The organism is Maricaulis sp. (genome assembly GCF_017642925.1).
Lineage (GTDB): Bacteria > Pseudomonadota > Alphaproteobacteria > Caulobacterales > Maricaulaceae > Maricaulis.
Map to the genome: position 1 here is coordinate 16,086 of NZ_JAEPOL010000027.1, position 21,963 is coordinate 38,048.

Genomic DNA, 21,963 nt, shown 5'->3' on the forward strand with positions numbered 1-21,963 from the left:
TGCCCGGCACAGCCCTTTTGGATGCAGGTCAGATGTGCAGCGCCCGCCCGTACGCGTCCAGCACGCTTTCATGCATCATTTCCGACAGGGTCGGGTGCGGGAAGACGGTGTGCATCAGCTCGGCCTCGGTGGTCTCCAGCTGACGCGCCACGGCATAGCCCTGGATCAGCTCGGTGACCTCGGCGCCGACCATGTGCGCGCCCAGAAGCTCGCCGGTCTTGGCGTCGAACACGGTCTTCACCAGGCCCTGATCATCGCCCAGGGCAATCGCCTTGCCATTGCCCACGAAGGGGAAACGGCCGACCTTCACCTCATGCCCGGCCGCCTTCGCCTTCGCTTCGGTCAGACCGACAGAGGCGATCTGCGGATGGCAGTAGGTGCAGCCCGGGATATTGCCGGTCTCGAAGGCGTGCACGTCCTGGCCGGCAATCTTCTCCACGCAGACCACGCCTTCGTGCGAGGCCTTGTGGGCCAGCCAGGGCGGACCGGCGACATCGCCGATGGCATAGAGCCCTTTCACATTCGTGCGGCCGAAACCGTCATTCACGACATGGCCTTTCTCGATCTTCACGCCGAGCTCTTCCAGGCCGAGATTTTCGACATTACCGGTGATGCCGATGGCCAGGATGACCTTTTCGACCTCGATCGTCTCGGTCTTGCCCTTCGACGTCTTCACGCTGACCTTGGCCGTCTTGCCTGACGTGTCGAGCTTCTCGACCTGGGCGCCGGTCATCAGCGTCATGCCCTGCTTCTTGAAGCTCTTGGCGGCGAAGGCGGAGATTTCCTCGTCCTCGACGGGCAGCACACGATCCATCATCTCGACGACCGTCACATCGGCGCCCATCGTGTTGTAGAAGCTGGCGAACTCGATACCGATCGCGCCGGAACCGATGACCAGCACGGATTTCGGCATGCTGTCCGGCACCATGGCCTCGCGATAAGTCCAGATCTTGTCGCCATCGGGTTCGAGACCGGCTTGCGGCACGGTGCGTGCCCGGGCGCCCGTCGCCAGGATGACGTGCTTGGCGGTATAGGTCTCCTTGCCGACGACAACCTTGGGGGCCTCGCCGCCCTTGGCCAGTTTCGCCTCACCTTCGATCACCTGGATCTTGTGCTTCTTCATCAGCATGCCGACACCGCCGGACAGGCGTCCGGCAACATCGCGCGAGCGCTTGACGATCGCCTTGACGTCAAAGCCGATCTTCTCGGCCGACAGGCCGAAATCCTTGGCATGCTGCATCAGGTGATAGACTTCCGAGGTCCGCAACAGCGCCTTTGTCGGGATGCAGCCCCAGTTGAGGCAGATACCGCCCAGATGCGCGCGCTCGACAACAGCCGTCTTGAAACCCAGCTGGGAGGCCCGGATCGCGGCCACATAGCCGCCAGGTCCGCCGCCGATCACGATCACGTCGAATGCGTTGGAGCTCATGCGGAGACCTCGTTTGTTTGCATGCGAAATAAAACCCGGGCCGGGAGTCGCGATATAACGGCTGCTCCCCTCGCGATCAATGGGAGAGCCAGGCTGACCGCCTAGAGATCGGTGATCGTCTGGGTCAGATCGCTGTCCGGATTGTCGCCCGTATTCACCACACCGGCGCGCTCGATCAGCATCATGTGCACCTTCTCGGTCTGCGCGACCGGGCGGTGCCTGACGCCCTTGGGGATCACGCACATTTCACCCGGCCCGAGAATCACCGGTTCGGCATTCTCGATCTCGATTTTCAGGATGCCGCGCGTGATGAGAAAGAACTCATCCTCATCCAGATGCGCATGCCAGTCGAACGCCCCCTCGGCCTTCGCCAGCTTGATCTCGTAATTGTCCAGCTTTGCCACCCGGCGCGGCGCCCAGGTATCCTTGAACTGGCTGTGTTTTTCCGCCAACGAGATGACTTCAACAGGCATGAGTTCCTCCGGCCGCCGACAGGGCGATGACCACACACGCATACCATGAACCGTATCGAAGACAGGAGTCCCCCATGCACGGCGAAACCGATCTTGAAAGCCTCCTGAAAGGCATGTCTCCGCGTCTTCACCCCGGCGTGTGGGTGTTCGCAACCCTGCCGCCCGGAACAGCAGAACCATCCGGTCTGTCGCCCCTGATGCGTTATGCCGAAGACGAAGGCACGACGCTCATTCTGGATGCCGGGCTGGCAGCCCGCGCGAACCTGGAAACGGTCTTTCCCTGCCGCCGTATCACCCTGCACATCCATTCCGCACTCGAGGCCGTCGGTTTCATGGCTGCCATCGCGCAGGCGCTTGCACAGGCCGGAATCGGCTGCAATCCGGTGGCGGGCTATTTTCACGACCATCTCTTCGTGCCCGTCGATCGCGCCGAAGAGGCCATGGCCGTTCTCGAACGGCTCTCGGCCGGCTCCGATTTCGATTGACCGCCCGGCCCGCCGGCCCTATCAGCGCGCATCTTCTTCGACAGGTGACACGGCATTGAGCCTTCCTGCCCTGGGCCTGACCGGCCTGCCCGCCTTCAACGCCGACACGCTGTGCGACGATCTCGCCGGACAGGGCTGGTCGGTGTGCCGCCTTGCCGATGCGGACATGCTGGGGGCTCTGGCGCAGGAAGCCGAAAGCCTCTGGCAGGACTGCGAAATGACCGCCGCCGGTATCGGCCGCGGCGACGATCACGAGCTTGTCCGACAGGTCCGGCGCGACAAGACCAGATGGCTCGATGGTTCAAGCCCGGCCCAGACCGCCTATTTCGCCTTTGCCGAAGCGCTGCGCCGCGAGGTGAATTACCGCCTCATACTGGGCCTGTTCGCCTTTGAAGCCCACTACGCGGTCTACGAACCCGGCGGCTTCTACAAGCGCCATCTGGACAGTTTCCGCGGCGCCCGCAACCGCGTCCTCTCCTCGGTACTCTACCTCAATCGCGACTGGGACGCCGCCGATGGCGGCCATCTGCGCATCTATGCGCCCGACAGCGACCAGGTGCTGGACGAGGTGCGGCCGGAATTCGGCACGCTGGCCATTTTCCTGTCCGAGGACATCCCGCACGAGGTGATCCCGGCCCGGCGCGAGCGCTTCTCCATCGCCGGCTGGCATCGCTGCAATGATCGCGGCCTCGCACCGGCGCTGCAGACCCGCGCCCTGCCGATCGCCTAACCAGCCAGCCGGACCAGCATCCACAGGCCCATGCCCAGCATCATCAGGTTTTCGCTCAGCGAGACGAAACCCAGCGGCACATCGCTGCCGCCGCCCATGCAGGCGCATTTCAGCTCGCGCCTGTCGATATAGACGGCCTTGAACACCGACACGGCCCCGATGCCGCCGATGAGGATCGCCATGGGCGCGGCGATGACGGTCAGCGCCCCGGCCAGCATCAGCACGCCCGCCAGCGCCTCGCCGAAAGGATAGAGATAGCCATAGGGCACCCAGCGGCGCGCCAGCAGGTCGTAATTGAGGAACATGGTCGAGAAGCTCTCGACATCGCGCAGCTTCTGCACCGCCAGAAGGCACATGGCGACCGGGATGGCGGATGTCAGCCAGAGCCCGGCATCCAGCCTGCCCAGGGTCAGCCAGCTGACCGCGCCTCCCATCAACGCCGCCATGGTGAAAAGCGCAATGACAGGCTGGTAGCTGGTCTGCCCCGTCCCCTTCAGGGGATGGCCGAAGAAAGCGCGAAGCGCGTCATACCCGCCGATCCGCTCGGCCCCGATGAAGGTCTGGGGCGTAGTCTCGACATCATGCTCGGCCTTGAAGGCGTCGGTCTCCTCGCGCGTGGTCAGGTGATGGTCTTCGACCGTGTATCCCTTGCGCTCCAGCAGCGCTTTCGACTTCAGGCCGTAGGGGCACACATGGTCCGGCATCACCATGCGGTAGAGACGGGCGGTCTTTCCGGCGGCCGGCGTATCGGTCGCAGTCATTGCAGCCTCGCTGTCTGCTTCCAAAGGATGCAACGCGAGGTGCGGCGCAGCGTTCCGATCCCTACAGGCGATTGACCTGCCGTTTTTTACCCAGCATGGCGACGAACTGCTTCATCACCGGAAGCAGGAAGGCCCTGCTGAGCGAGCCCAGCGCGCTGTGCGGTTCGAGGTACCAGGATTGTCCCGGAATATCGTGATTGAACTCGTCAAGGACGATCCAGAGCCGGATATCTGTCGACAGTCCGGCCCGGCGCTTTTCGGTATCGGGAATTTCAACAGCCGTGGTCCCCGCGGGCGGCGCTCGTGACGTAATCGGAAGCAGAACGAGGGCATCGCCGCTCGACCGCTTAAGGCGTATCCCGACCACGGTCGGCCTGGGTTTTCGCCCCTCCGTCTCGCCGGCGGTAGCTTCACGCGCCCACAAGTAAGGGTACCGGATTACGCAGCCCGTCTGGAATTGGTCGAAATCTCCCATACCGGCCGCGATCCGCTATCGTTCCGAATCGTCTGCGTAGTCGGCAATCGCGGCTTCGATCTCGCGCGCGAGATCATCGGGTGTCTCCCGGGTAAGGTGAGCGCGGCGGGTCCCTGCCCGCTCCAGCAAGGCCTGGTAGTCCTCGACATTGAGCAGGACGAATTGCGCCTTGCGATGCCGCGTCAGCGTGACCGGACGCCGCTGTGCCGCAGCGCTGATTTCACTCCAGTTTCTGGAAAGTTCCGTCGTCGAGTATTGCTGGCTCATCACAACGCTCCAAATACGTAATTTTCGTATTATACGTATTTTCCGTAGAATTTCCACAGGCAAGAAGAAGCCCCGGCCAGCTTGGCCGGGGCTTTCCAGTTTCTCAGGTGTGCCCTGCCCTAGCTTGCCAGGAAGGCCAGCAGGAGGAGTGCCACGATATTGGTGATCTTGATCATCGGGTTCACGGCCGGACCGGCGGTGTCCTTGTAGGGATCGCCCACCGTATCGCCGGTCACGGAGGCCTTGTGGGCTTCCGAGCCCTTGCCGCCATGATTGCCGTCTTCGATATACTTCTTGGCATTGTCCCAGGCGCCGCCGCCGACGGTCATGGAGACCGCGACGAAGAGCCCGTTGACGATCACGCCCAGCAGCATCGCACCGACGGCTGCCAGGGCCTGGGCCTGATCGGCAATACCGAGGATCACGAAGTAGAGCACGATCGGCGAGAGCACCGGCAGAAGCGATGGCACGATCATCTCGCGGATCGCCGCCTTGGTCAGGATGTCCACCGCCTTGCCGTAATCCGGCTTGGCCTTGAACTCCATGATGCCCGGGATCTCCTTGAACTGGCGGCGCACCTCGGCAACGACCGCAGTCGCAGCCCGGCCCACAGCCATCATCGACATGCCGCCGAAGAGGTAGGGCAGAAGCCCGCCGAACAGGAGGCCGACGATCACATACGGGTTCTCGAGCGAGAAGTTCGGCTCGATCCCCAGCAAGTGCTCGACATCGGTCGTGTAGGCGGCAAAGAGCACCAGCGCACCCAGGCCGGCTGAACCGATCGCATAGCCTTTGGTGACGGCTTTCGTGGTGTTGCCGACCGCATCCAGCGTGTCGGTAGTTTCACGCACCGAGTCGTCCAGACCCGCCATTTCCGCAATACCGCCGGCATTGTCCGTGACCGGGCCGAAGGCATCGAGCGCAACGATCAGACCGGCCAGGGCCAGCATGGTCGTCACCGAGATGGCGATGCCGAACAGGCCCGCCAGGGTGTAGGTGCCCAGAATGCCGCCGATGATGATCAGCGCCGGCAGAGCGGTGGATTCCAGCGACACGGCCAGACCCTGGATCACATTGGTGCCATGACCGGATTCCGACGCCAGGGCGACGGACTTCACGGGCCGGTAGCCGGTGCCGGTATAGTATTCGGTCACCCAGATGATGGCCGCCGTCACGACAAGGCCGATAAGGCCGGAGATGAACAGGTTCATGCCCGTGATCATCTTGCCGTTCACTTCGGCGATTTCACCCATGCCGATCGTGAAATTCGTGACCAGCCACAAACCGCCGATGGACAGGATGCCCGCCACGATGAGGCCCTTGTAGAGCGCGCCCATCACATTGGTGCCCTTGCCCAGGCTGACGAAGAAAGTGCCGATGATCGAGGTGACGATGCACACCGCGGCAATCGCCAGCGGGTAGAGCACCATCTGCGAGGCCAGGCCGCCGGTGAAGAAGATCGCCGCGAGCACCATGGTGGCGACCACGGTCACCGCATAGGTCTCGAACAGGTCGGCCGCCATGCCGGCGCAGTCACCGACATTGTCGCCGACATTGTCGGCAATGGTCGCGGCGTTGCGCGGATCGTCTTCCGGGATCCCGGCTTCGATCTTGCCGACCATGTCGCCGCCGACGTCCGCACCCTTGGTGAAGATACCGCCGCCCAGACGGGCGAAGATCGAGATCAGCGAGGCGCCGAAGCCGAGCGCCACCAGGGAGTCGATGATGATGCGGCCCGAGGCCCCCTCACCCAGGACCAGTCCCATAGGGCCGGTCAGAACCCAGTAATAACCGGCGACCCCCAGGAGGGCCAGGCCTGCCACAAGCATCCCCGTGACCGCGCCGGAGCGGAACGCCACAGCCAGGCCCGCGGCCAGGCTCGTGCTTGCGGCCTGCGTCGTGCGCACATTCGCGCGGACCGAAACCAGCATGCCGATAAAGCCTGCTGCGCCGGACAGGACCGCGCCGATGGCGAAGCCCAGGGCAACCTGCCAGCCCAGAAAGACCGCGATCAGGATACAGACGACAATGCCGACAATGGCGATGGTGGTATATTGGCGCTTGAGATATGCGTTCGCGCCTTCCTGGATGGCCGATGCGATCTCCTGCATCTTCTCGGTCCCTGCGCTCGCCGCCATCAGACGCTGCGTCTGGATGACGCCGTAGATGATGGCAAGGACAGCGGCCCCAATGGCCAATAAAAGCATGTTCATGGCTTCCAGCCCCGTTTTATGACTTCTCTCTGGTCACGAAAGGATAGGGGGAAGCATACGCGTGAGAACCACGCGAACCGCCTGCATGTCCCCCGCTTCTTCTTGTTATTGTTAAGGTGACTATGCCCAAGTCATGGGGGCGGCGCAACACGCGAACTTTGGATTTCGAAATCCAATACTTACCGCAGTTGCGAAGGCGCTTTAGCGCATCAGGAGGCGCGTGTCGGAGCTGCGAATCTCGATATGGTCGATCGCATTGGCGCCATACTGTTCGCGCAGCACCTCGGACCAGACCTCTTCGGCCCGGGAAATGTCGAGCTGCTGGCCGTCCGCCCGGCTGACCGGGATGCGGTAGGCCGCCCGCACGAGGGCATCCAGCGCATAGTGCGCATTCTCCTGCATCGACCAGACATTCTGGCCGTCCGCCGCACGCACCCGCACATGGACATAGGCAAAGCCCGTCAGGCGTCCGTCGCGCGACAGGGGGGCGACGAGAGCCGGCAGGTTGAAGGCGCGCGGATCGTCGTCCACCTCGTCTTCATCGCCGACATAGCTGTCGCCATGATCTTCCTCGTCCTCGACCGTGCGGTTGAAGACCAGCAGAAAGCGATTGCCATTGCCGCCGCCGGACGATCCGTGACCGCCATTGCCACCACCACCACCGCCGCCTCCGCCCCCGAGGGCGAAGGCCCCGGATTGCAGGGCAAGGGTCAGGATCGCGGCAAGCAGAAGACGCATGGGATCAGCTCCAATCGCCTTCACCCTGTCAGAAACGCCTCAAAAATGCGTAAATCCGGCCCGGTCAATTGTCACGGGCTCGCCGTCCGGTCCCAGACAGGTCACGCCCTCGCCTGCCACGGCGCGGCCGATCCGCGTCACCGGTGCATCCAGCGACAGCGCCTCCACCTGGGCCCGGCGCGAGGCCGGTGCGGTGAAGAGGAGTTCGTAATCGTCGCCGCCGCTCAGCAAGCGGCCCAGACCGCCCTCGCCCCCCGCATCGAGCCAGGCCAGCGCCGGCGCCGACAGCGGCACCCGATCTGCGACTATCTCGAGCCCCAGCCCGCTCGTTTCTGCGATATGGGCGGCGTCCGCCAGAAGACCGTCGGAAATATCGATGGCAGAGGTTGCGATCCCCCTCAGCGCGAGACCGGCCGTCAGCCGCGGCATCGGGTGTGTATAGCGCGAGACCAGCTCCGCTGGAGCGCCGGCCTCCCCCTCCAGCGAGGCCAGTCCCAGCACCGCATCGCCGATCGTGCCCGTCACCCAGACATCATCGCCCGCAATGGCACCGGAACGTAGCAGCGATGTCCCCTCTGTGACGCATCCAAGGAGCGTCAATGTTACCGTCATGGGGCCGGGTGTGGACGTCGTGTCACCGCCCAGAAGCACCAGGCCGAACCGGTCCTGCTCTTCCGCCAGCGCTGCCACGAATTCATCCCGCCAGAGCGGATCGATCCCGCGCGGCCAGCTCAGCGCACTGAGATAGCCCAGCGGCTGAGCCCCCATCGCGGCAAGATCGGAGACGTTGGAGCGCATGGCGCGCGCGGCTGCAACTGCGGCGCCGTCATCTGTCCGGAAATGCACGCCGGCGATCAGCGTGTCGCAGGCCAGCACCAGCTGTTGTCCCGCAGGCACGTCCAGCACGGCCGCGTCGTCGCGCAGGCCGAGAGCCGCCGCGTGGTTCCGGGTCAGCGGTCCCAGGCGTGTCCGGATGAAATCGAACTCGCCGCCGGACGCCATGATCAGAATTCGTCCGGACGCGCCTGGCGGGCACAGCGGTCGAGCGCGGCATTGACGAATTTCGGCTCGGAGCCCTCGAAAAAGGCATTGGCGACATCGACATACTCGTCGATCACCACACGCGCGGGCACATCCTTGCGCTGGAAGAGCTCATAGCCGGCGACACGCAGGATGGCGCGCACCGTGGCGTCCAGCCGCTCCATGCGCCAGCCATCGGCCAGCAGGCCGTCGATCGCGGGATCGACCACGGCCTGGCGTTCCACGACGCCGGACACGAGCGAGTCGAAGAAATCCTCATCGGCCTCGACGAATTCCTCGCCCTCGCCGGCTGCACCGAAACGGTGATCGCGGAATTCACGGATGACCGTGCTGGCGCCGCGTCCGCCGATCTCCATCTGGTAGAGCGCCTGAACGGCTGCCAGGCGGGCCGCACGGCGCAGACGGGCGCGGGCCTCGGACGGCGTTTCCTTGGATTTTTGCGGTGCGCTCATTTCGAACTCCCGAAGCGGTCGCGCAGCGCGATCAGCGCCAGGGCCGCATTCGCTGCATCCGCACCCTTGTTCTTGTCGACGGCCCGCTTGAGAGCCTGGGCGCGGTTCTCGACCGTCAGGATACCATTTCCGGCGATGACACCGTTGAGATTTAGCTCCATCAGCCCGCGCGCGCTTTCGGTGCAGACATAATCATAATGCGTCGTCTCACCCCGAATGACGCAGCCCAGGGCGACATAGCCGTCAAAATCCGCCTCGGCGATCTCGGCCTGGACGATGGCGCCCGGGATTTCCAGCGCACCGGGAACCTCGACCAGTTCGGCCGTGGCACCGGCAGCCTCGGCGGCCCCTTTTGCGCCCTTGATCAGGGCGTCGGCAATATCGCGATAGAAAGTCCCTGCGACGATCAGGAGTTTGGGAGCGCTCATGCGCTAGTCCTCCGGAAAATGGCGCTCTTCGCGCACGCTCAGCCCATAGCCCTCCAGGCCGACAATCGTATGCGGCTTGGTGGAGAGCAGGATCATTTCTTTCACGCCCAGGTCCAGCAGGATCTGTGCACCGACGCCATACTCGCGCAGGCGCTGGGCTTCGCGTTCATCGTCCGCCTTCACGGGCTTGGCGCCCAGGCGTTCCATGATCGCGGTGTGGGAGGTCTCGCGGATGAAGACCATCACCGACGGGCCCTCGGCGGTCGCGATTGCGCGGATACCGGCCTCGACCAGTTCGCCGCGCGGCCCCTCCTCCTGCAGCACATCGTCCACGAAGGACACCTTGTGCATGCGCACCGTGGTCGGCCGGGCATGGGAGGGCTCGCCCTTGACCAGGGCCACGTGTTCGGCGCCGTCAATCGTGTTGCGGAAGACGATCAGCTTCAGCGGACCGCCATGCCGGCTGGTGAAATCGGTCTCCAGGCGGCGCTCAATGAAGCGGTCATTGCGGCGGCGATAAGCGATCAGGTCGGCAATCGTGCCGATCTTCAGCCCGTGCAGCTGGGCGAAAGCGACGAGATCGGGCAGCCGCGCCATCGTGCCGTCTTCATTCATGATCTCGCAGATAACGCCCGCGGATCCAGCGCCCGCCAGCCGGGCAACATCGACAGAAGCCTCGGTGTGCCCTGCGCGGACCAGAACGCCGCCATCGCGCGCCACAAGCGGGAAGACATGTCCCGGTGTCGCGATATCGTCGGCGCCCTTGGACGGGTCGGTCGCGACCTCGATGGTGCGGGCGCGGTCATGCGCGGAAATGCCGGTGGTGACACCCTCGCGGGCCTCGATCGACGTCGTGAACGCCGTCTGGTGACGCGAGCGATTGTCCGACGCCATCAGCTTGAGGCCCAGATGCGCAATCCGCTCCTGGTCCATCGCCAGACAGATCAGGCCACGACCATGCTTGGCCATGAAGTTGATCGCGTCCGGCGTTGCGAACTTGGCAGGAATGACGAGGTCGCCCTCGTTCTCGCGGTCCTCCGCATCGACCAGGATGAACATCCGGCCATTGCGGGCGTCCTCGATGATGTCCTCGATCGGGGACAGGGGGATATCGCTCTCGCTCACGCGGGGGTCTCCGAAAACTCGTTCAGGCGCGCGGCGTAGCGCGCCATCGTGTCGACCTCAAGATTGACGCGCGCGTCTTTTTGCAGCCCGCCCAGCGTCGTGACCTCGGCGGTGTGCGGAATAATCATCAGATCGAAGGTGGTGCGGGTGACTTCATTCACCGTCAGGGACACGCCATCGACCGTGATCGATCCCTTTTTCGCAATGAATTTGTTGAGGTTTTCCGGCGGCTCAATCGTGAAGACCAGCCATTCGCCCTCCTCGCGCCGCTCGACCACGCGGCCGACACCGTCCACATGTCCTGTCACGAGATGTCCGCCCAGCTCGTCACCCATTTTCAGTGCGCGCTCCAGATTGACCGTTCCGCCTTCACTCCAAGCGCTCAGCGTCGTCAGGCGCAGCGTCTCCGGCGAGACCTTGACCGTGTACCAGCCGCCCTCGCCCCATTCGCCCTTGTCGACCACGGTCAGACAAACACCGGCATGGGCGATGGAGGCGCCCATATCGATCGTGTCCGGCTTCCAGGGCGCCTCGATATCGAAGCGGCGCACCTCATTGCCGGTTATGCTTCGGATACGGCCCTTGGCCGTGACGATACCGGTGAACATCAGCGGATCCGTTCGTAGCTTTCCTGCAGGTCGGCACCGCGTTCGCGGATACCGGTGCGCTTGAAGATGGGGGCCGCCTCCAGCGTCTCAAGCCCGAGGGCTGCGACAACCGCCAGGCCATCGCCGCCCAACAGGACCGGTGCCCGGAACCATTCGATCCGGTCGACCAAATCCGCCGCGATGGCCGCGGCGGCGATCTGTGCGCCAGCCTCGATCATCACGGTGTTGTACTGGGCAACGGCCCGCGCCAGGTCGCCGTGCGGGACCAGCGTTACCGAACGCCCCGTCTCCGCAAACACGGCCGCATCGCTCGGCGTACGGTCGCGGCTGTCCATGATCACCACATCCGGCTGACGGTCACAGCCGCCTTCAGGCCGGGCAGTCAGACGCGGATTGTCGGCGAGAACGGTGCCGATACCGGTCAGGATCGCCTCATGCGCCGCGCGCATGCGATGCACCTCGGCCCGGCTCTCGGGGCCCGTGATCCATTGCGACGCGCCATTGGCCAGGGCAATCCGCCCGTCCAGCGAGGTTGCCAGTTTCAGGGTGACACGCGGACGCGCCGCGCCGGTCATTCGTCGTCGTCAGCCGACGCGCCCTTGCTGGCGGTCAGATGCTCGTCGGTGATGAATTCGCGGAAATCCTCGACCTTGTGGAAGTCCTTGTAGACTGAGGCGTAGCGGACATAGGCCACCGCATCGAGGCCCTTGAGGCCTTCCATCACCAGCTCGCCGACCCGGTCGGAGGTAACATCGGTCTCGCCGGTCGACTCCAGCCGCCGGACAATGCCCGAGATCATCTGGTCGATACGGTCCGGTTCGATATTCCGCTTCTGCATCGCCAGCTGGATAGACCGGTTCAACTTCTCGCGGTCGAACGGCACGCGCCGGCCCGACTTCTTGAGCACGGTGAGCTCGCGCAGCTGCACGCGCTCGAACGTGGTGAAACGGGCCGCGCAGGACGGACACTGGCGACGGCGACGGATGGCATTCCCGTCCTCTGCAGGACGGGAATCCTTAACCTGGGTATCGGGATGACCGCAAAAAGGACAACGCATCCGGTCAGTTTAGGCCAGTTCCGGGTAGATGGGGAAGCGTGCGGTCAGTGCTTTGACCTCGTCACGCACAGCGGCCTCGATTTCGGCATTGCCGTCCGGGTTGTCGACCAGCGCGTCGAGCACCCGGACCATCATCTGGCCGATCTGGGTGAACTCGGCCTCGCCGAAGCCACGCGTGGTGCCGGCCGGCGAGCCGACACGCAGGCCGGACGTGACCGTCGGCTTCTCCGGATCGAAGGGCACGCCATTCTTGTTGCAGGTGATATAGGCGCGCTCGAGCGCCTGTTCGGCCGCATTGCCCTTCAAGCCCTTGGGACGCAGGTCGACCAGCGCCAGATGGCTGTCCGTGCCACCCGAGACGATGGCATAGCCGCCATCGATGATCGCCTGGGCCATGGCCCGGCAATTGACGATGACCTGGCTCGCATAGTCCTTGAAGTCCGGCTGCAGCGCCTCGCCGAAGGCCACGGCCTTGCCGGCGATGACATGCATCAGCGGACCGCCCTGAAGCCCCGGGAAGATCGCGGAATTGATCTTCTTGCCCAGCTCCTCGTCGTTCGACAGGATCATGCCGCCGCGTGGACCGCGCAGCGTCTTGTGCGTGGTCGTGGTGACGACATGGGCATGCGGCATCGGGTTGGGATAGCTGCCCCCGGCCACCAGGCCGGCAAAGTGCGCCATATCGACCATGAGATAGGCACCGACCTCGTCGGCAATGCTGCGGAACGCGGCGAAATCGATCTCGCGCGGATAGGCCGAACCGCCCGCCACGATCAGCTGCGGCTTGACCTCGTTGGCCTGCTTGCGCAGCGCGTCATAGTCGATCCGGGCATCCGCCTCGCGCACGGCATAGGCGTGAGCCTCGAACCATTTGCCCGACAGGTTGGGGCGCGCGCCATGGGTCAGGTGGCCGCCGGCATCCAGCGACATGCCCAGGATCTTGTCGCCGGGCTTGAGCAGCGCCAGGAAGACACCCTGGTTCGCCTGGCTGCCGGAGTTCGGCTGGACGTTGACATAGGCCGCGCCGAACAGCGCCTTGGCGCGCTCGATGGCCAGGGTCTCGACGACATCGACATGCTCGCACCCGCCGTAATAGCGGCGGCCGGGATAACCCTCGGCATATTTGTTGGTCAGCGGCGAGCCCTGTGCTTCGAGCACCGCACGCGAGACGATGTTCTCGGAGGCGATCAGCTCGATCTGCTGTTGCTGGCGCTGAATCTCGGCATGGATCGCATGAGCCACCTCACGGTCGGATTCGACGATGGAGCGGGAAAAGAACGGGGTGTTGGCGCCCGTTTCGGCCTGATTGTCCGGCATGACGACTCCTTACTCGGCTGCCCCGTGTGATAAGGCCCGCTCCCCTGTGATACAAGCCGGGTTTTCCGCCGGACTGCCCGGATTTCTCACACAAGTCTCAATTTGAGATTATTTGAAACTGCTGTCGCCAACTGCTCTGCCGCAAATGAAATTTGATGCTTGAGCTTGAACTTCACATTGCCACATAATATCCAACGCCCATCGATAATTTGAATCGGGCCACTATTCCGGCCCGGCCGTCCCCCGAACGTTTGAAGGTTTGATCATGGCAGATGACAATTTCCCCGAAATCGACAAGGAAGAACTCCTGCGCATGACGACGGACGTCGTCGCCTCCTATCTGTCCCACAATTCCATGCCGGCCGAGCACGTCCCCGATCTGATCAAGTCCGTGCATGCGACCATGAAGGACGTGTCGGAAACGACGGTCAAACAGGAGCCGAAGACGAAGCCGGCCGTCGCCGTATCGAAGTCGGTGAGCGACGACTACATCGTCTGCCTGGAAGACGGCAAGAAGCTGAAAATGCTGAAGCGCTACCTGCGCTCGCAATACAACATGTCGCCGGACGACTATCGCCGCAAATGGAACCTGCCGTCGGATTACCCGATGGTCGCACCGGCCTATTCGCGCAAGCGTTCGCAGTTTGCCAAGGATATCGGCCTGGGGCGCGGCAAGAAGGACGGCTGATCTTCCGTTCGGATATCACACACGAATACCACGGCCGGACCCAGTGTCCGGCCGTTTTTTATTGTCTGCATTGCGTGAGAGTTTCCACTCGACCTTCGCGCGGGCAAGCGCGTCGATCTCTTCGCGCGGCGTGTTGCGGGGAACCTGGAAAACCAGTTCCTCGCCGGTCTCGGCGTCGATCGCGGCGACCCGAAGCGCCTGCCCGATCGCGATCACCTCGATATAGATTTCACGACCGGACATCGCCGCTCCAGAATGACCGCCGCCGGAGTGTCAGGCGCGGGCCACCCCGGTCTGTTCCGACGCGCGCTGCCAGACATCGTCCAGCGCCTCGATCAGCGTGTCGAACATTGCGTCCGTGTGCAAGGGCGTCGGCGTCAGGCGCAGCCGCTCCGTGCCCCGCGGCACGGTGGGATAATTGATCGGCTGGACATAGATGCCGTGATCGTCGAGCAGCATGTCCGAGATGCGCTTGCACAGTACCGGATCGCCGACATGCACCGGCACGATATGGGTAACGGAGCTTTCCAGCACCGGGAAACCGGCACCGTTCAGGCGAGACTTCAGCGTGGCGGCGCGTTCCTGATGCTGTTCACGCAGGTGATGCGAGGATTTGAGGTATTCGACACTGGCGCGGGCACCCGCGGCCAGGGCCGGCGGCAGCGCCGTCGTGAAGATGAAGCCCGGCGCCATCGAGCGGATCGCATCGCAGATCGCCCCGTCGGCGGCGATGTACCCGCCCATCACGCCAAACGCCTTGCCCAGCGTGCCCTCGATGATGTCGACGCGATCCATCAGACCGTCGCGTTCGGCAATACCGGCACCGCGCAGGCCGTAGAGGCCGACAGCGTGCACTTCATCGAGATAGGTCAGGGCGTTGTATTTTTCCGCCAGATCGCAGACCGCCTCGATCGGACCGATATCGCCATCCATCGAGTAAACCGACTCGAAGGCGATGACTTTCGGCGCATCGGCCGGTGCTGCGGCCAGCAATTCTTCCAGGTGCTCGACGTCATTGTGGCGCCAGATCCGCTTTTCGCAGCGTGCGCCCTTCACACCCTCGATCATCGAGGCGTGATTGAGTTCGTCGGAGAACATGATCAGGCCCGGCAGGATCTTGCCCAGCGTCGACAGCGTCGCCTCATTGGCGATGTAGCCCGAGGTGAAGAGCAGCGCGCCGTCCTTGCGGTGCAGGTCGGCCAGCGACCGTTCCAGTTCAACGTGGTAATGGGTCGTGCCGGAGATATTGCGCGTACCGCCGGCACCGGACCCGACATCGTCGATCGCCTTCTTCATCGACTCGACGACGCAGGGCACCTGACCCATGCCCAGATAATCGTTGGAGCACCACACCGTCACATCGCGCACATCGCCACCCGGCGAGCGCCAGCGTGCAACGGGGAATTCGCCCTTGCGGCGGAGCAGATCGGCAAACACCCGGTAGCGGCCTTCCGCCTTGACCCGGCGGACCGCGTCCGCGAAGGCGTTCTGATAGTTCATGGGCGGTGCCTTTCTTGATTCTGCAGCCGGAACAGGCCTCGGATCGGGTTTTAGAGGGATTGTTTCCCGATCGCGACAGGACAGAGCGCCGCACCTCAGCAATAATTCACAACAAATGCTGCATGCCCCTGTTATAGCTGCATCATAACCGACACTCAGGCGCAAAGAAAAGGCGCGGTTTCCGGGGAAACCGCGCCTCGATTCTGGTCGGAGACAGTCGCTGGCTACATGCGGAACCGGATATGATCGGCCCAGAAGCGTTCAATACGGGTCAGCGCCGTATTCACCGCCGGCAACTGGTCCACATCCACGCCACCGACCGGCGACAGCGCCGTGCCCTGGCGGGCGAACAGCGTGTTCAGCCGGGCGCGGACAGCATGACCGGTTTCGGTCAGGCTGACGCGGACCGAACGGCGGTCGACTTCAGAGCGCTCGTGGCGGATATAGCCCGCATCGACGAGCTTCTTGAGATTGTAGGAGACGTTGGAGCCGAGATAGTGGCCGCGCGTACGCAGCTCGCCGGCAGTCAGTTCCTGGTCACCGATATTGAAGAGCAGCAGCGCCTGGACCGAGTTCAGATCGTCCAGCCCCTCGCGGTCGAGCTCGTCCTTCACCACATCCAGGAGCTGCCGGTGCAGGCGCTCCACGAGTTGAAGAAGCTCGAGATATTCCATGTTCGGCGCCGCATCCGGCGCCATGTTTTCTGCCATGACCATTTGACCACTCCACCCGATCTTTTTCGATCTTGTGAGCGGAGCCTAGCGGCAAAGGGCAAAAATCCCCTTAACGGGATACAATCCGTTGCGGACGGCGGCTGCCGACTTCTTGCGAAGACGCCGGCAGGCCTTGGGAAATCCTCTCGGCCGAAACCGCCCGCCGGCTATTCGCCCCAGCTGCCGTCGAGCAGTTTGTAGATTCCGGAGAAGTCCGACGCGCCGCCGCCGAGATTGTCGAACATGGCGTAGAGCGCTTCGGCCTGGGCACCCAGCGGTGTCGTCGCCCCGGCGGTCTGGGCGGCATCCTGGGCCAGTTTGAGATCCTTCAGCATCATCGCCGTGGCAAAGCCCGGCTTGTAGCCATTGTTTGCCGGCGTGGTCGGGATCGGCCCCGGCACCGGGCAATAGCTGGTCATCGACCAGGACTGGCCGGACGCCTTGGACGAGATGTCGAAGAATTTCTGTGCGTCCAGACCCAGCTTGTCGGCAAGCGCAAAGGCCTCGCACGTGCCGATCATGGTGATGGCGAGCAGCATGTTGTTGCAGATCTTGGCCGCCTGCCCGGCGCCCAGATCGCCGGCGCGCAGCACCGCCTTGCCCATCGCATCGAGGAAGACCTCGGCGGCCGCGAAATCGGCTTCCGATCCGCCGACCATGAAGGTCAGCGTGCCGCCCTGGGCGGCTGCCACACCGCCGGAAACAGGCGCGTCGACAAAGCGGAACCCCTTCTCCACGGCCAGCCCGCCGACATGGCGCGCACTGGCAACGTCGATGGTCGAGCAGTCCATGAACAGCGTGCCGGGCGACGCCGCGCCGAAAATCTCGCCCTCATAGACTGCGCGCACATGCTTGCCCGCCGGCAGCATGGTCACCACGGCCTCCGCCGCCGCAACCGCTTCGGCAGCCGACGCCGCAGCGCTGGCGCCACTGTTCACAGCGTGAGCGACAGCATCGGCGCTGAGATCGAAGGCCAGAACCTCATGCCCGGCCTTCACCAGATTGGCCGCCATGCCCGATCCCATGTTTCCAAGACCGATAAAGGCAATCTTCGCCATCACTGCTTCTCCCGTGGAATTGTCTCGTTGGACCGGCGCTATTCGCCGAGGAATGTCATTTCATGATCACTGTCGAGCGGCGCAAAGGCGACCTCGATCGCCGCATCGTCAACCTCGGCCACCGTCGCCGGCGACCATTTCGGCGCATGATCCTTGTCAATGATCACGGCACGCACGCCCTCATAGAAATCCGTGCCCGTCAGGCACCAGCTGGACACGCGCAGATCCTGCCGCATCACGTCCTCGAAGCTGATATCCCCGCCCTTGCGCAGGCAGGCCAGGGTCAGCTTCAGCGCCGTCGGCGATTTGCTGGCGATGATCTGGGCCTGTTTGGCAGACCAGCTGTCGCCCGCGCCCTCGATCCGCGCCACAATGTCCTCGACCCGGTCGCCGGCGAAAGCCGCATCGATCAGGCCGCGCGTATGCGCCAGATCGCTGTCGCCGGGATCGCCGGAGAATTCCTCCAGCAGAACTTCCAGCGCGTCCTCGTCGGACAGGTCCGCCGTCTCCAGCGCCGCGGTCAGCGCTTCGGTCTGGCCGGAGGGGCAGTAGTGCGTCGCCAGGCCCGCGGCGATACAGTCCGGCGCCTTCAGGCGCGCGCCGGTCAACCCCATCCAGGTGCCGATCTCACCGGCCAGGCGCGGCAGAAAATAGGCGCCACCGACATCCGGGTGAAAGCCGATCCCGGTTTCCGGCATGGCGAACATCGTGCGATCGCCGGCTACCCGGTGCGAGCCGTGCACCGACACGCCGACACCGCCGCCCATCGTGATGCCGTCGATCAGGGCGACATAGGGTTTGGGATAGTGATGGATCAGCGTGTTGAGACGATACTCGTCGCGCCAGAACAGCCAGGCCCGGTCATCCCCGGCCTTGCCCGAATTGTGCAGCTGGAGAATGTCGCCGCCGGCGCAGAAGCCCTTCTCGCCGGCCCCGTCGACCACGACCGCCTTGACCGCGTCGTCATCCTTCCAGGCTTCCAGGGCCTCGATCATGTCGAGACACATGCCATGGGTCAGCGCGTTGAGCGCCTTGGGACGGTTCAGCGTGATACGGCCCACCTGGCCGGTCTTGCGGGCGATGATTTCCGGTTCGTCGGTCATGTGTATCAAGCCTTGCTACAGTCAGCCGCCTCGGGGGTCGCGGCGTTTTACATGGTCCAGGACGGTGGTTGTCGTTGGAATATCCAGATTGTCGTTGGGCGCATAGAGGAAGACATGCGGTCCGGGGTGGTCGCCGGCTCCATACAACTCCGTTCCCGCTAGCTGCAAAGCCAGCATCGTGGCCTGCAGGCTATCGATCCCGAAAATCCGCGTGTCGAACGGTTTTTCCTTCAGCCCGTCTATCCGCAACCGGCAGCTGAAATCACCGGTTTCCTCCTCACGAGGCGCAAAAATCTCTACAGAGACCGGCTTGCCGGGACAGGCTGTCCCGAACCGGTAGGTCCGGCAGATCATTGCGCGGCCTGCCTCCATCAGAAACCTATTCGCTCTCGCCGTAGAATTCGCGCATCACCCAGTCGCCGTCCTTCCATTCCGGCTCCAGGGCCGCGAACACCAGACCGACCCAGCCAAAGCGCGGATCGTTGGACTCCTTGGCCAGCGCCTCGTCATGCTGCAACGGCACCCAGCAGACCAGGTCACCGGCATCCAGCCCCTTCTGCGGGGCTCCGATCGTACGCGAGAAGACGATGAAACCGCCATCCTCGGACGCCACTTTCAGCATCACATTGGCGTTGCCGTCGCTGTCGAAGGCGAGCGGCGCGTCCGAGCCGAACTCGCTGCGCGCATCCAGGATGATGGCCGGCAGCGGCTGCTCCGGCGCGAGAACGGTATTCAGCTCGCTACAGGCCGCCTGGAAGGCAGCCTCGCTGGTCTCGAAGGCCCGGTTCGACAGGCCCGGCTGGTTTTCCTCGGCGATGACGCTCTCCTGTTTCGGCTCGTCCTATTTCAGTTCATCTTTCGCGATGATGACGCGCATGATCTCGTTCGTGCCCTCCAGGATCTGGTGGACGCGCAGGTCACGCACGATCCGCTCGAGCGGATAATCCTTGAGGTAGCCGTAGCCGCCATGCAGCTGCAAGGCCTGATTGGCGACGTCGAAACATGTGTCCGTCGCGAACCGCTTGGCCATGGCGCAATACTTGGCCGCGGACGGATCGCCGGCATCGACCGAGGCCGCAGCGCGGTAGAGCATCAGGCGCGACGCCTCCAGCTCGGTCGCCATGTCGGCCAACCTGAACTGGGTCACCTGGAATTGCGACAGCTCGCGGCCGAACTGCTTGCGGGTGCCGACATAGGCCTTGGCCACCTCGAACGCCTCGGTAGCGCCGCCCAGGGAACAGGCGCCGATATTGATGCGGCCGCCATTCAGCCCCTTCATCGCCAGGGTGAAGCCCATGCCCTCTTCGGCGAGCAGGTTCTCTGCCGGCACGCGGCAATCCTCGAAATTGACGATGCGCGTGGGCTGGGCATTCCAGCCCATCTTCTTCTCATTGGCGCCGAAGGAGAGACCCGGCGTGTCCTTTTCCACCACGATGGTCGAGATGCCCTTGGGCCCCTCGCCGCCCGTGCGGCACATGACGACGTAATAGTCCGACGTGCCCGCGCCGGAGATGAAAGCCTTGGCGCCGTTGAGCACGTAGTGATCGCCGTCGCGCACGGCCTTGGTCTTCAGACTGGCCGCATCCGAGCCCGCACCCGGTTCGGTGAGACAGTAGGAGGCGATCTTCTCCATCGTCATCATCTGCGGCAGGAAGCGCTGGCGCTGGTCCTCATTGCCCCAGGTGTCGATCATCCAGGCGCACATGTTGTGGATCGACAGGAAGGCCGCCGTGGCGACACAGCCGCGCGACAATTCCTCGAAAATGAGTGCGGCATCGAGACGCGTCAGATTGGAGCCGCCGACATCCTCGCGCGTGTAGATACCGGCAAAGCCGAGCTCGGCCGCCTCGCGCATCACCTCGACGGGGAAGTGTTTTTCCTCGTCCCAGCGGGCCGCATTGGGCTTGAGACGGTCTTCGGCGAATTTTCTCGCCATGTCGCGAATGAGGGTCTGATCTTCTGTGAGAGCGAAATGCACCGCAGCGCTCCTGTTGCTTATATGGTCCTGTGGAGACAAATTTTGCCGAAGCGATTTGGAACGGAGCCGTAACGCGGGCTGACGCGCGCGGCAAGTTCGATAACGCACACCCCGGCCGTCATTCCGGCCTCTGACGACAAGGACACGCGCCCGCCATGTACCCGTCCACACGCCTTCGCCGCACCCGTCAGGCCGACTGGTCGCGCCGCCTCGTGCGCCAGAACACCCTGACAGTGAACGATCTGATCTGGTCCGTCGTGGTGTCCGACACGGCCGATCCGGTCGAACCGGTGATGGCGATGCCGGGCGTCGACCGCCTGTCGCTTTCCGCACTGGCGAAGGCGGCGAAGCAAGCCCAGGATCTGGGCATTCCGGCGATGGCGATCTTCCCGCACATCGATCCGGCGAAGAAGGATGATTCCGGTTCCGAGGCCCTCAATCCGGACGGTCTGGTCCCCAATGCGATCCGCACGATCAAGGACGCCGCGCCCAATGTCGGCGTGATCTGCGATGTCGCGCTCGACCCCTTCACCACGCACGGCCATGACGGCGTGCTCGATGGCGATCGCATCGCCAATGACGCCACCGTCGAACAACTGGTCGCCCAGGCCCTGGTACAGGCGCAGGCCGGCTGCGATGTCATCGCCCCGTCCGACATGATGGACGGCCGCATCGGCACGATCCGCGATGCGCTGGAAGCGGACGGCCATCACGACACGATGATCCTCTCCTACGCCGCCAAATACGCTTCCGGCTTCTACGGTCCCTATCGCGAGGCGATCGGCTCGGCGGCGGCGCTGAAAGGCGACAAGCAGACCTACCAGATGGATCCCGCCAATCGCGACGAGGCGATCCGCGAGGTCGAGCTCGACATCGCCGAGGGTGCCGACATGGTGATGGTCAAGCCCGGCCTGCCCTATCTCGATATCGTCCGCGCCCTTTCCGATACCTTCCCCGTCCCGGTCTACGCCTTCCAGGTCTCCGGCGAATACGCCATGATCGAGGCCGCCGCTGCCAATGCCTGGATCGACGGCGAACGCGTGATGATGGAAAGCCTTCTCGCCTTCAAGCGCGCGGGCGCCGCAGGGATCATCACCTATTTCGCACCTCGGGCGGCGCGGGTGCTGAACGGTTAGCCGACAACCTCGCTGTCATCCCGGCCGGATGTCCCGCGACGGCGGGACGCAGTGCCGGCAACTGTGTTTATGGGGCGTATGGCTTTTGGTCTCTGAGCATGGCGTTGAGGGTGACGAGGAGTTTTCGGGCGACGGCGATGAGGGCGAGTTTCTTGGGTTTTCCGGCCTCGACGAGGCGGTTGAAGACG

Annotated in this window: 27 protein-coding genes and 1 pseudogene; 4 read left to right on the plus strand and 24 right to left on the minus strand. The window is 63.8% G+C overall.

Translation table 11 applies throughout. From position 1 onward, the window contains the following. Positions 1 to 28: 28 nt before the first annotated feature. Positions 29 to 1,429 (minus strand): dihydrolipoyl dehydrogenase, encoded by a 1,401-nt coding sequence (gene lpdA / locus JJ918_RS16350; RefSeq protein WP_291889741.1) that lies wholly within the window; start codon positions 1,427 to 1,429, stop codon positions 29 to 31. A 101-nt stretch (positions 1,430 to 1,530) separates the two neighbouring features. Beyond that, positions 1,531 to 1,902 (minus strand): cupin domain-containing protein, encoded by a 372-nt coding sequence (locus JJ918_RS16355; RefSeq protein WP_291889743.1) that lies wholly within the window; start codon positions 1,900 to 1,902, stop codon positions 1,531 to 1,533. Positions 1,903 to 1,976: 74 nt separating this feature from the next. Between JJ918_RS16355 and JJ918_RS16360 the strand changes: the two genes are divergently transcribed. Both JJ918_RS16360 and JJ918_RS16365 read left to right on the plus strand, forming a co-directional pair. Continuing rightward, entirely contained in the window at positions 1,977 to 2,387 is a 411-nt protein-coding gene (locus tag JJ918_RS16360; RefSeq protein WP_291889745.1) for an ACT domain-containing protein, read from the plus strand. 55 nt (positions 2,388 to 2,442) lie between these two features. Beyond that, a complete protein-coding gene (locus JJ918_RS16365; RefSeq protein ID WP_291889747.1) occupies positions 2,443 to 3,117 on the plus strand; it encodes a 2OG-Fe(II) oxygenase in 675 nt (224 codons plus the stop codon). Here the strand turns inward: JJ918_RS16365 and JJ918_RS16370 are convergent. The 13 genes from JJ918_RS16370 to glyA all read right to left on the minus strand — a co-directional run bounded on the left by JJ918_RS16370 (position 3,114) and on the right by glyA (position 13,599). After that, positions 3,114 to 3,878 (minus strand): glutaredoxin, encoded by a 765-nt coding sequence (locus JJ918_RS16370; RefSeq protein ID WP_291889749.1) that lies wholly within the window; start codon positions 3,876 to 3,878, stop codon positions 3,114 to 3,116. The genes JJ918_RS16365 and JJ918_RS16370 overlap by 4 nt on opposite strands. Positions 3,879 to 3,939: 61 nt before the next feature. After that, positions 3,940 to 4,353: a hypothetical protein gene (locus JJ918_RS16375; protein WP_291889752.1), complete on the minus strand. Its 414-nt coding sequence runs from the start codon at positions 4,351 to 4,353 to the stop codon at positions 3,940 to 3,942. Between the two features lie 15 nt (positions 4,354 to 4,368). Continuing rightward, positions 4,369 to 4,620 (minus strand): type II toxin-antitoxin system Phd/YefM family antitoxin, encoded by a 252-nt coding sequence (locus JJ918_RS16380; protein ID WP_291889754.1) that lies wholly within the window; start codon positions 4,618 to 4,620, stop codon positions 4,369 to 4,371. A 119-nt stretch (positions 4,621 to 4,739) separates the two neighbouring features. After that, the gene (locus tag JJ918_RS16385; RefSeq protein WP_291889756.1) at positions 4,740 to 6,833 is read right to left on the minus strand and encodes a sodium-translocating pyrophosphatase; all 2,094 of its coding nucleotides are present in this window, start codon (positions 6,831 to 6,833) and stop codon (positions 4,740 to 4,742) included. Between the two features lie 201 nt (positions 6,834 to 7,034). After that, positions 7,035 to 7,571: a hypothetical protein gene (locus tag JJ918_RS16390; RefSeq protein WP_291889757.1), complete on the minus strand. Its 537-nt coding sequence runs from the start codon at positions 7,569 to 7,571 to the stop codon at positions 7,035 to 7,037. Positions 7,572 to 7,610: 39 nt separating this feature from the next. Beyond that, positions 7,611 to 8,573 (minus strand): thiamine-phosphate kinase, encoded by a 963-nt coding sequence (thiL, locus tag JJ918_RS16395; RefSeq protein ID WP_291889759.1) that lies wholly within the window; start codon positions 8,571 to 8,573, stop codon positions 7,611 to 7,613. Positions 8,574 to 8,575: 2 nt separating this feature from the next. Continuing rightward, the gene (gene nusB / locus JJ918_RS16400; protein WP_291889762.1) at positions 8,576 to 9,064 is read right to left on the minus strand and encodes a transcription antitermination factor NusB; all 489 of its coding nucleotides are present in this window, start codon (positions 9,062 to 9,064) and stop codon (positions 8,576 to 8,578) included. Then, positions 9,061 to 9,492 (minus strand): 6,7-dimethyl-8-ribityllumazine synthase, encoded by a 432-nt coding sequence (ribH, locus tag JJ918_RS16405; RefSeq protein ID WP_291889764.1) that lies wholly within the window; start codon positions 9,490 to 9,492, stop codon positions 9,061 to 9,063. The genes nusB and ribH overlap by 4 nt, the downstream gene beginning before the upstream one ends. A gap of 3 nt (positions 9,493 to 9,495) precedes the next feature. After that, positions 9,496 to 10,617, minus strand: a complete 1,122-nt coding sequence (ribB, locus tag JJ918_RS16410; RefSeq protein WP_291889766.1) for a 3,4-dihydroxy-2-butanone-4-phosphate synthase — start codon at positions 10,615 to 10,617, stop codon at positions 9,496 to 9,498. Further along, positions 10,614 to 11,225, minus strand: a complete 612-nt coding sequence (locus JJ918_RS16415; protein WP_291889768.1) for a riboflavin synthase — start codon at positions 11,223 to 11,225, stop codon at positions 10,614 to 10,616. The genes ribB and JJ918_RS16415 overlap by 4 nt, the downstream gene beginning before the upstream one ends. Next, positions 11,225 to 11,800 carry a RibD family protein gene (locus JJ918_RS16420; RefSeq protein WP_291889770.1) on the minus strand — a complete coding sequence of 192 codons (576 nt, stop codon included), beginning with the start codon at positions 11,798 to 11,800 and terminating at the stop codon, positions 11,225 to 11,227. The genes JJ918_RS16415 and JJ918_RS16420 overlap by 1 nt, the downstream gene beginning before the upstream one ends. Beyond that, a complete protein-coding gene (nrdR, locus tag JJ918_RS16425; protein WP_291889773.1) occupies positions 11,797 to 12,282 on the minus strand; it encodes a transcriptional regulator NrdR in 486 nt (161 codons plus the stop codon). Before nrdR ends, JJ918_RS16420 begins: the two co-directional genes overlap by 4 nt. 9 nt (positions 12,283 to 12,291) lie before the next feature. Next, positions 12,292 to 13,599 carry a serine hydroxymethyltransferase gene (glyA, locus tag JJ918_RS16430; protein ID WP_291889775.1) on the minus strand — a complete coding sequence of 436 codons (1,308 nt, stop codon included), beginning with the start codon at positions 13,597 to 13,599 and terminating at the stop codon, positions 12,292 to 12,294. A gap of 265 nt (positions 13,600 to 13,864) precedes the next feature. Here glyA and JJ918_RS16435 point away from each other — a divergent pair, with 265 nt between their 5' ends. Continuing rightward, positions 13,865 to 14,287 (plus strand): MucR family transcriptional regulator, encoded by a 423-nt coding sequence (locus JJ918_RS16435; protein ID WP_271186537.1) that lies wholly within the window; start codon positions 13,865 to 13,867, stop codon positions 14,285 to 14,287. A gap of 15 nt (positions 14,288 to 14,302) precedes the next feature. Here JJ918_RS16435 and JJ918_RS16440 read toward each other — a convergent pair whose 3' ends face one another. The 8 genes from JJ918_RS16440 to JJ918_RS16475 form a co-directional block, all read right to left on the minus strand. Beyond that, positions 14,303 to 14,530 carry a hypothetical protein gene (locus JJ918_RS16440; protein WP_291889778.1) on the minus strand — a complete coding sequence of 76 codons (228 nt, stop codon included), beginning with the start codon at positions 14,528 to 14,530 and terminating at the stop codon, positions 14,303 to 14,305. 30 nt (positions 14,531 to 14,560) lie between these two features. Beyond that, on the minus strand, positions 14,561 to 15,787 hold the full coding sequence (hemA, locus tag JJ918_RS16445; protein WP_291889780.1) for a 5-aminolevulinate synthase: 1,227 nt from the start codon (positions 15,785 to 15,787) through the stop codon (positions 14,561 to 14,563). Positions 15,788 to 16,011: 224 nt separating this feature from the next. Further along, entirely contained in the window at positions 16,012 to 16,503 is a 492-nt protein-coding gene (locus tag JJ918_RS16450; protein ID WP_291889783.1) for a MarR family transcriptional regulator, read from the minus strand. Positions 16,504 to 16,667: 164 nt separating this feature from the next. Next, entirely contained in the window at positions 16,668 to 17,558 is an 891-nt protein-coding gene (gene mmsB / locus JJ918_RS16455; protein ID WP_291889786.1) for a 3-hydroxyisobutyrate dehydrogenase, read from the minus strand. Between the two features lie 38 nt (positions 17,559 to 17,596). After that, complete coding sequence (locus tag JJ918_RS16460) at positions 17,597 to 18,661, minus strand: enoyl-CoA hydratase/isomerase family protein (RefSeq protein ID WP_291889789.1); 1,065 nt, start codon at positions 18,659 to 18,661, stop codon at positions 17,597 to 17,599. Between the two features lie 21 nt (positions 18,662 to 18,682). Further along, entirely contained in the window at positions 18,683 to 19,015 is a 333-nt protein-coding gene (locus JJ918_RS16465) for a hypothetical protein (protein WP_291889792.1), read from the minus strand. Between the two features lie 25 nt (positions 19,016 to 19,040). Then, positions 19,041 to 19,283: a hypothetical protein gene (locus JJ918_RS16470; protein ID WP_291889795.1), complete on the minus strand. Its 243-nt coding sequence runs from the start codon at positions 19,281 to 19,283 to the stop codon at positions 19,041 to 19,043. 219 nt (positions 19,284 to 19,502) lie between these two features. Next, positions 19,503 to 20,639 carry an isobutyryl-CoA dehydrogenase gene (locus JJ918_RS16475; RefSeq protein ID WP_291889798.1) on the minus strand — a complete coding sequence of 379 codons (1,137 nt, stop codon included), beginning with the start codon at positions 20,637 to 20,639 and terminating at the stop codon, positions 19,503 to 19,505. A 155-nt stretch (positions 20,640 to 20,794) separates the two neighbouring features. Here JJ918_RS16475 and hemB point away from each other — a divergent pair, with 155 nt between their 5' ends. After that, positions 20,795 to 21,775 carry a porphobilinogen synthase gene (gene hemB, locus JJ918_RS16480; protein WP_291889801.1) on the plus strand — a complete coding sequence of 327 codons (981 nt, stop codon included), beginning with the start codon at positions 20,795 to 20,797 and terminating at the stop codon, positions 21,773 to 21,775. Between the two features lie 67 nt (positions 21,776 to 21,842). Here hemB and JJ918_RS16485 read toward each other — a convergent pair. Then, positions 21,843 to 21,963 (minus strand): annotated as a pseudogene (locus JJ918_RS16485) (IS110 family transposase); the annotation flags it as partial.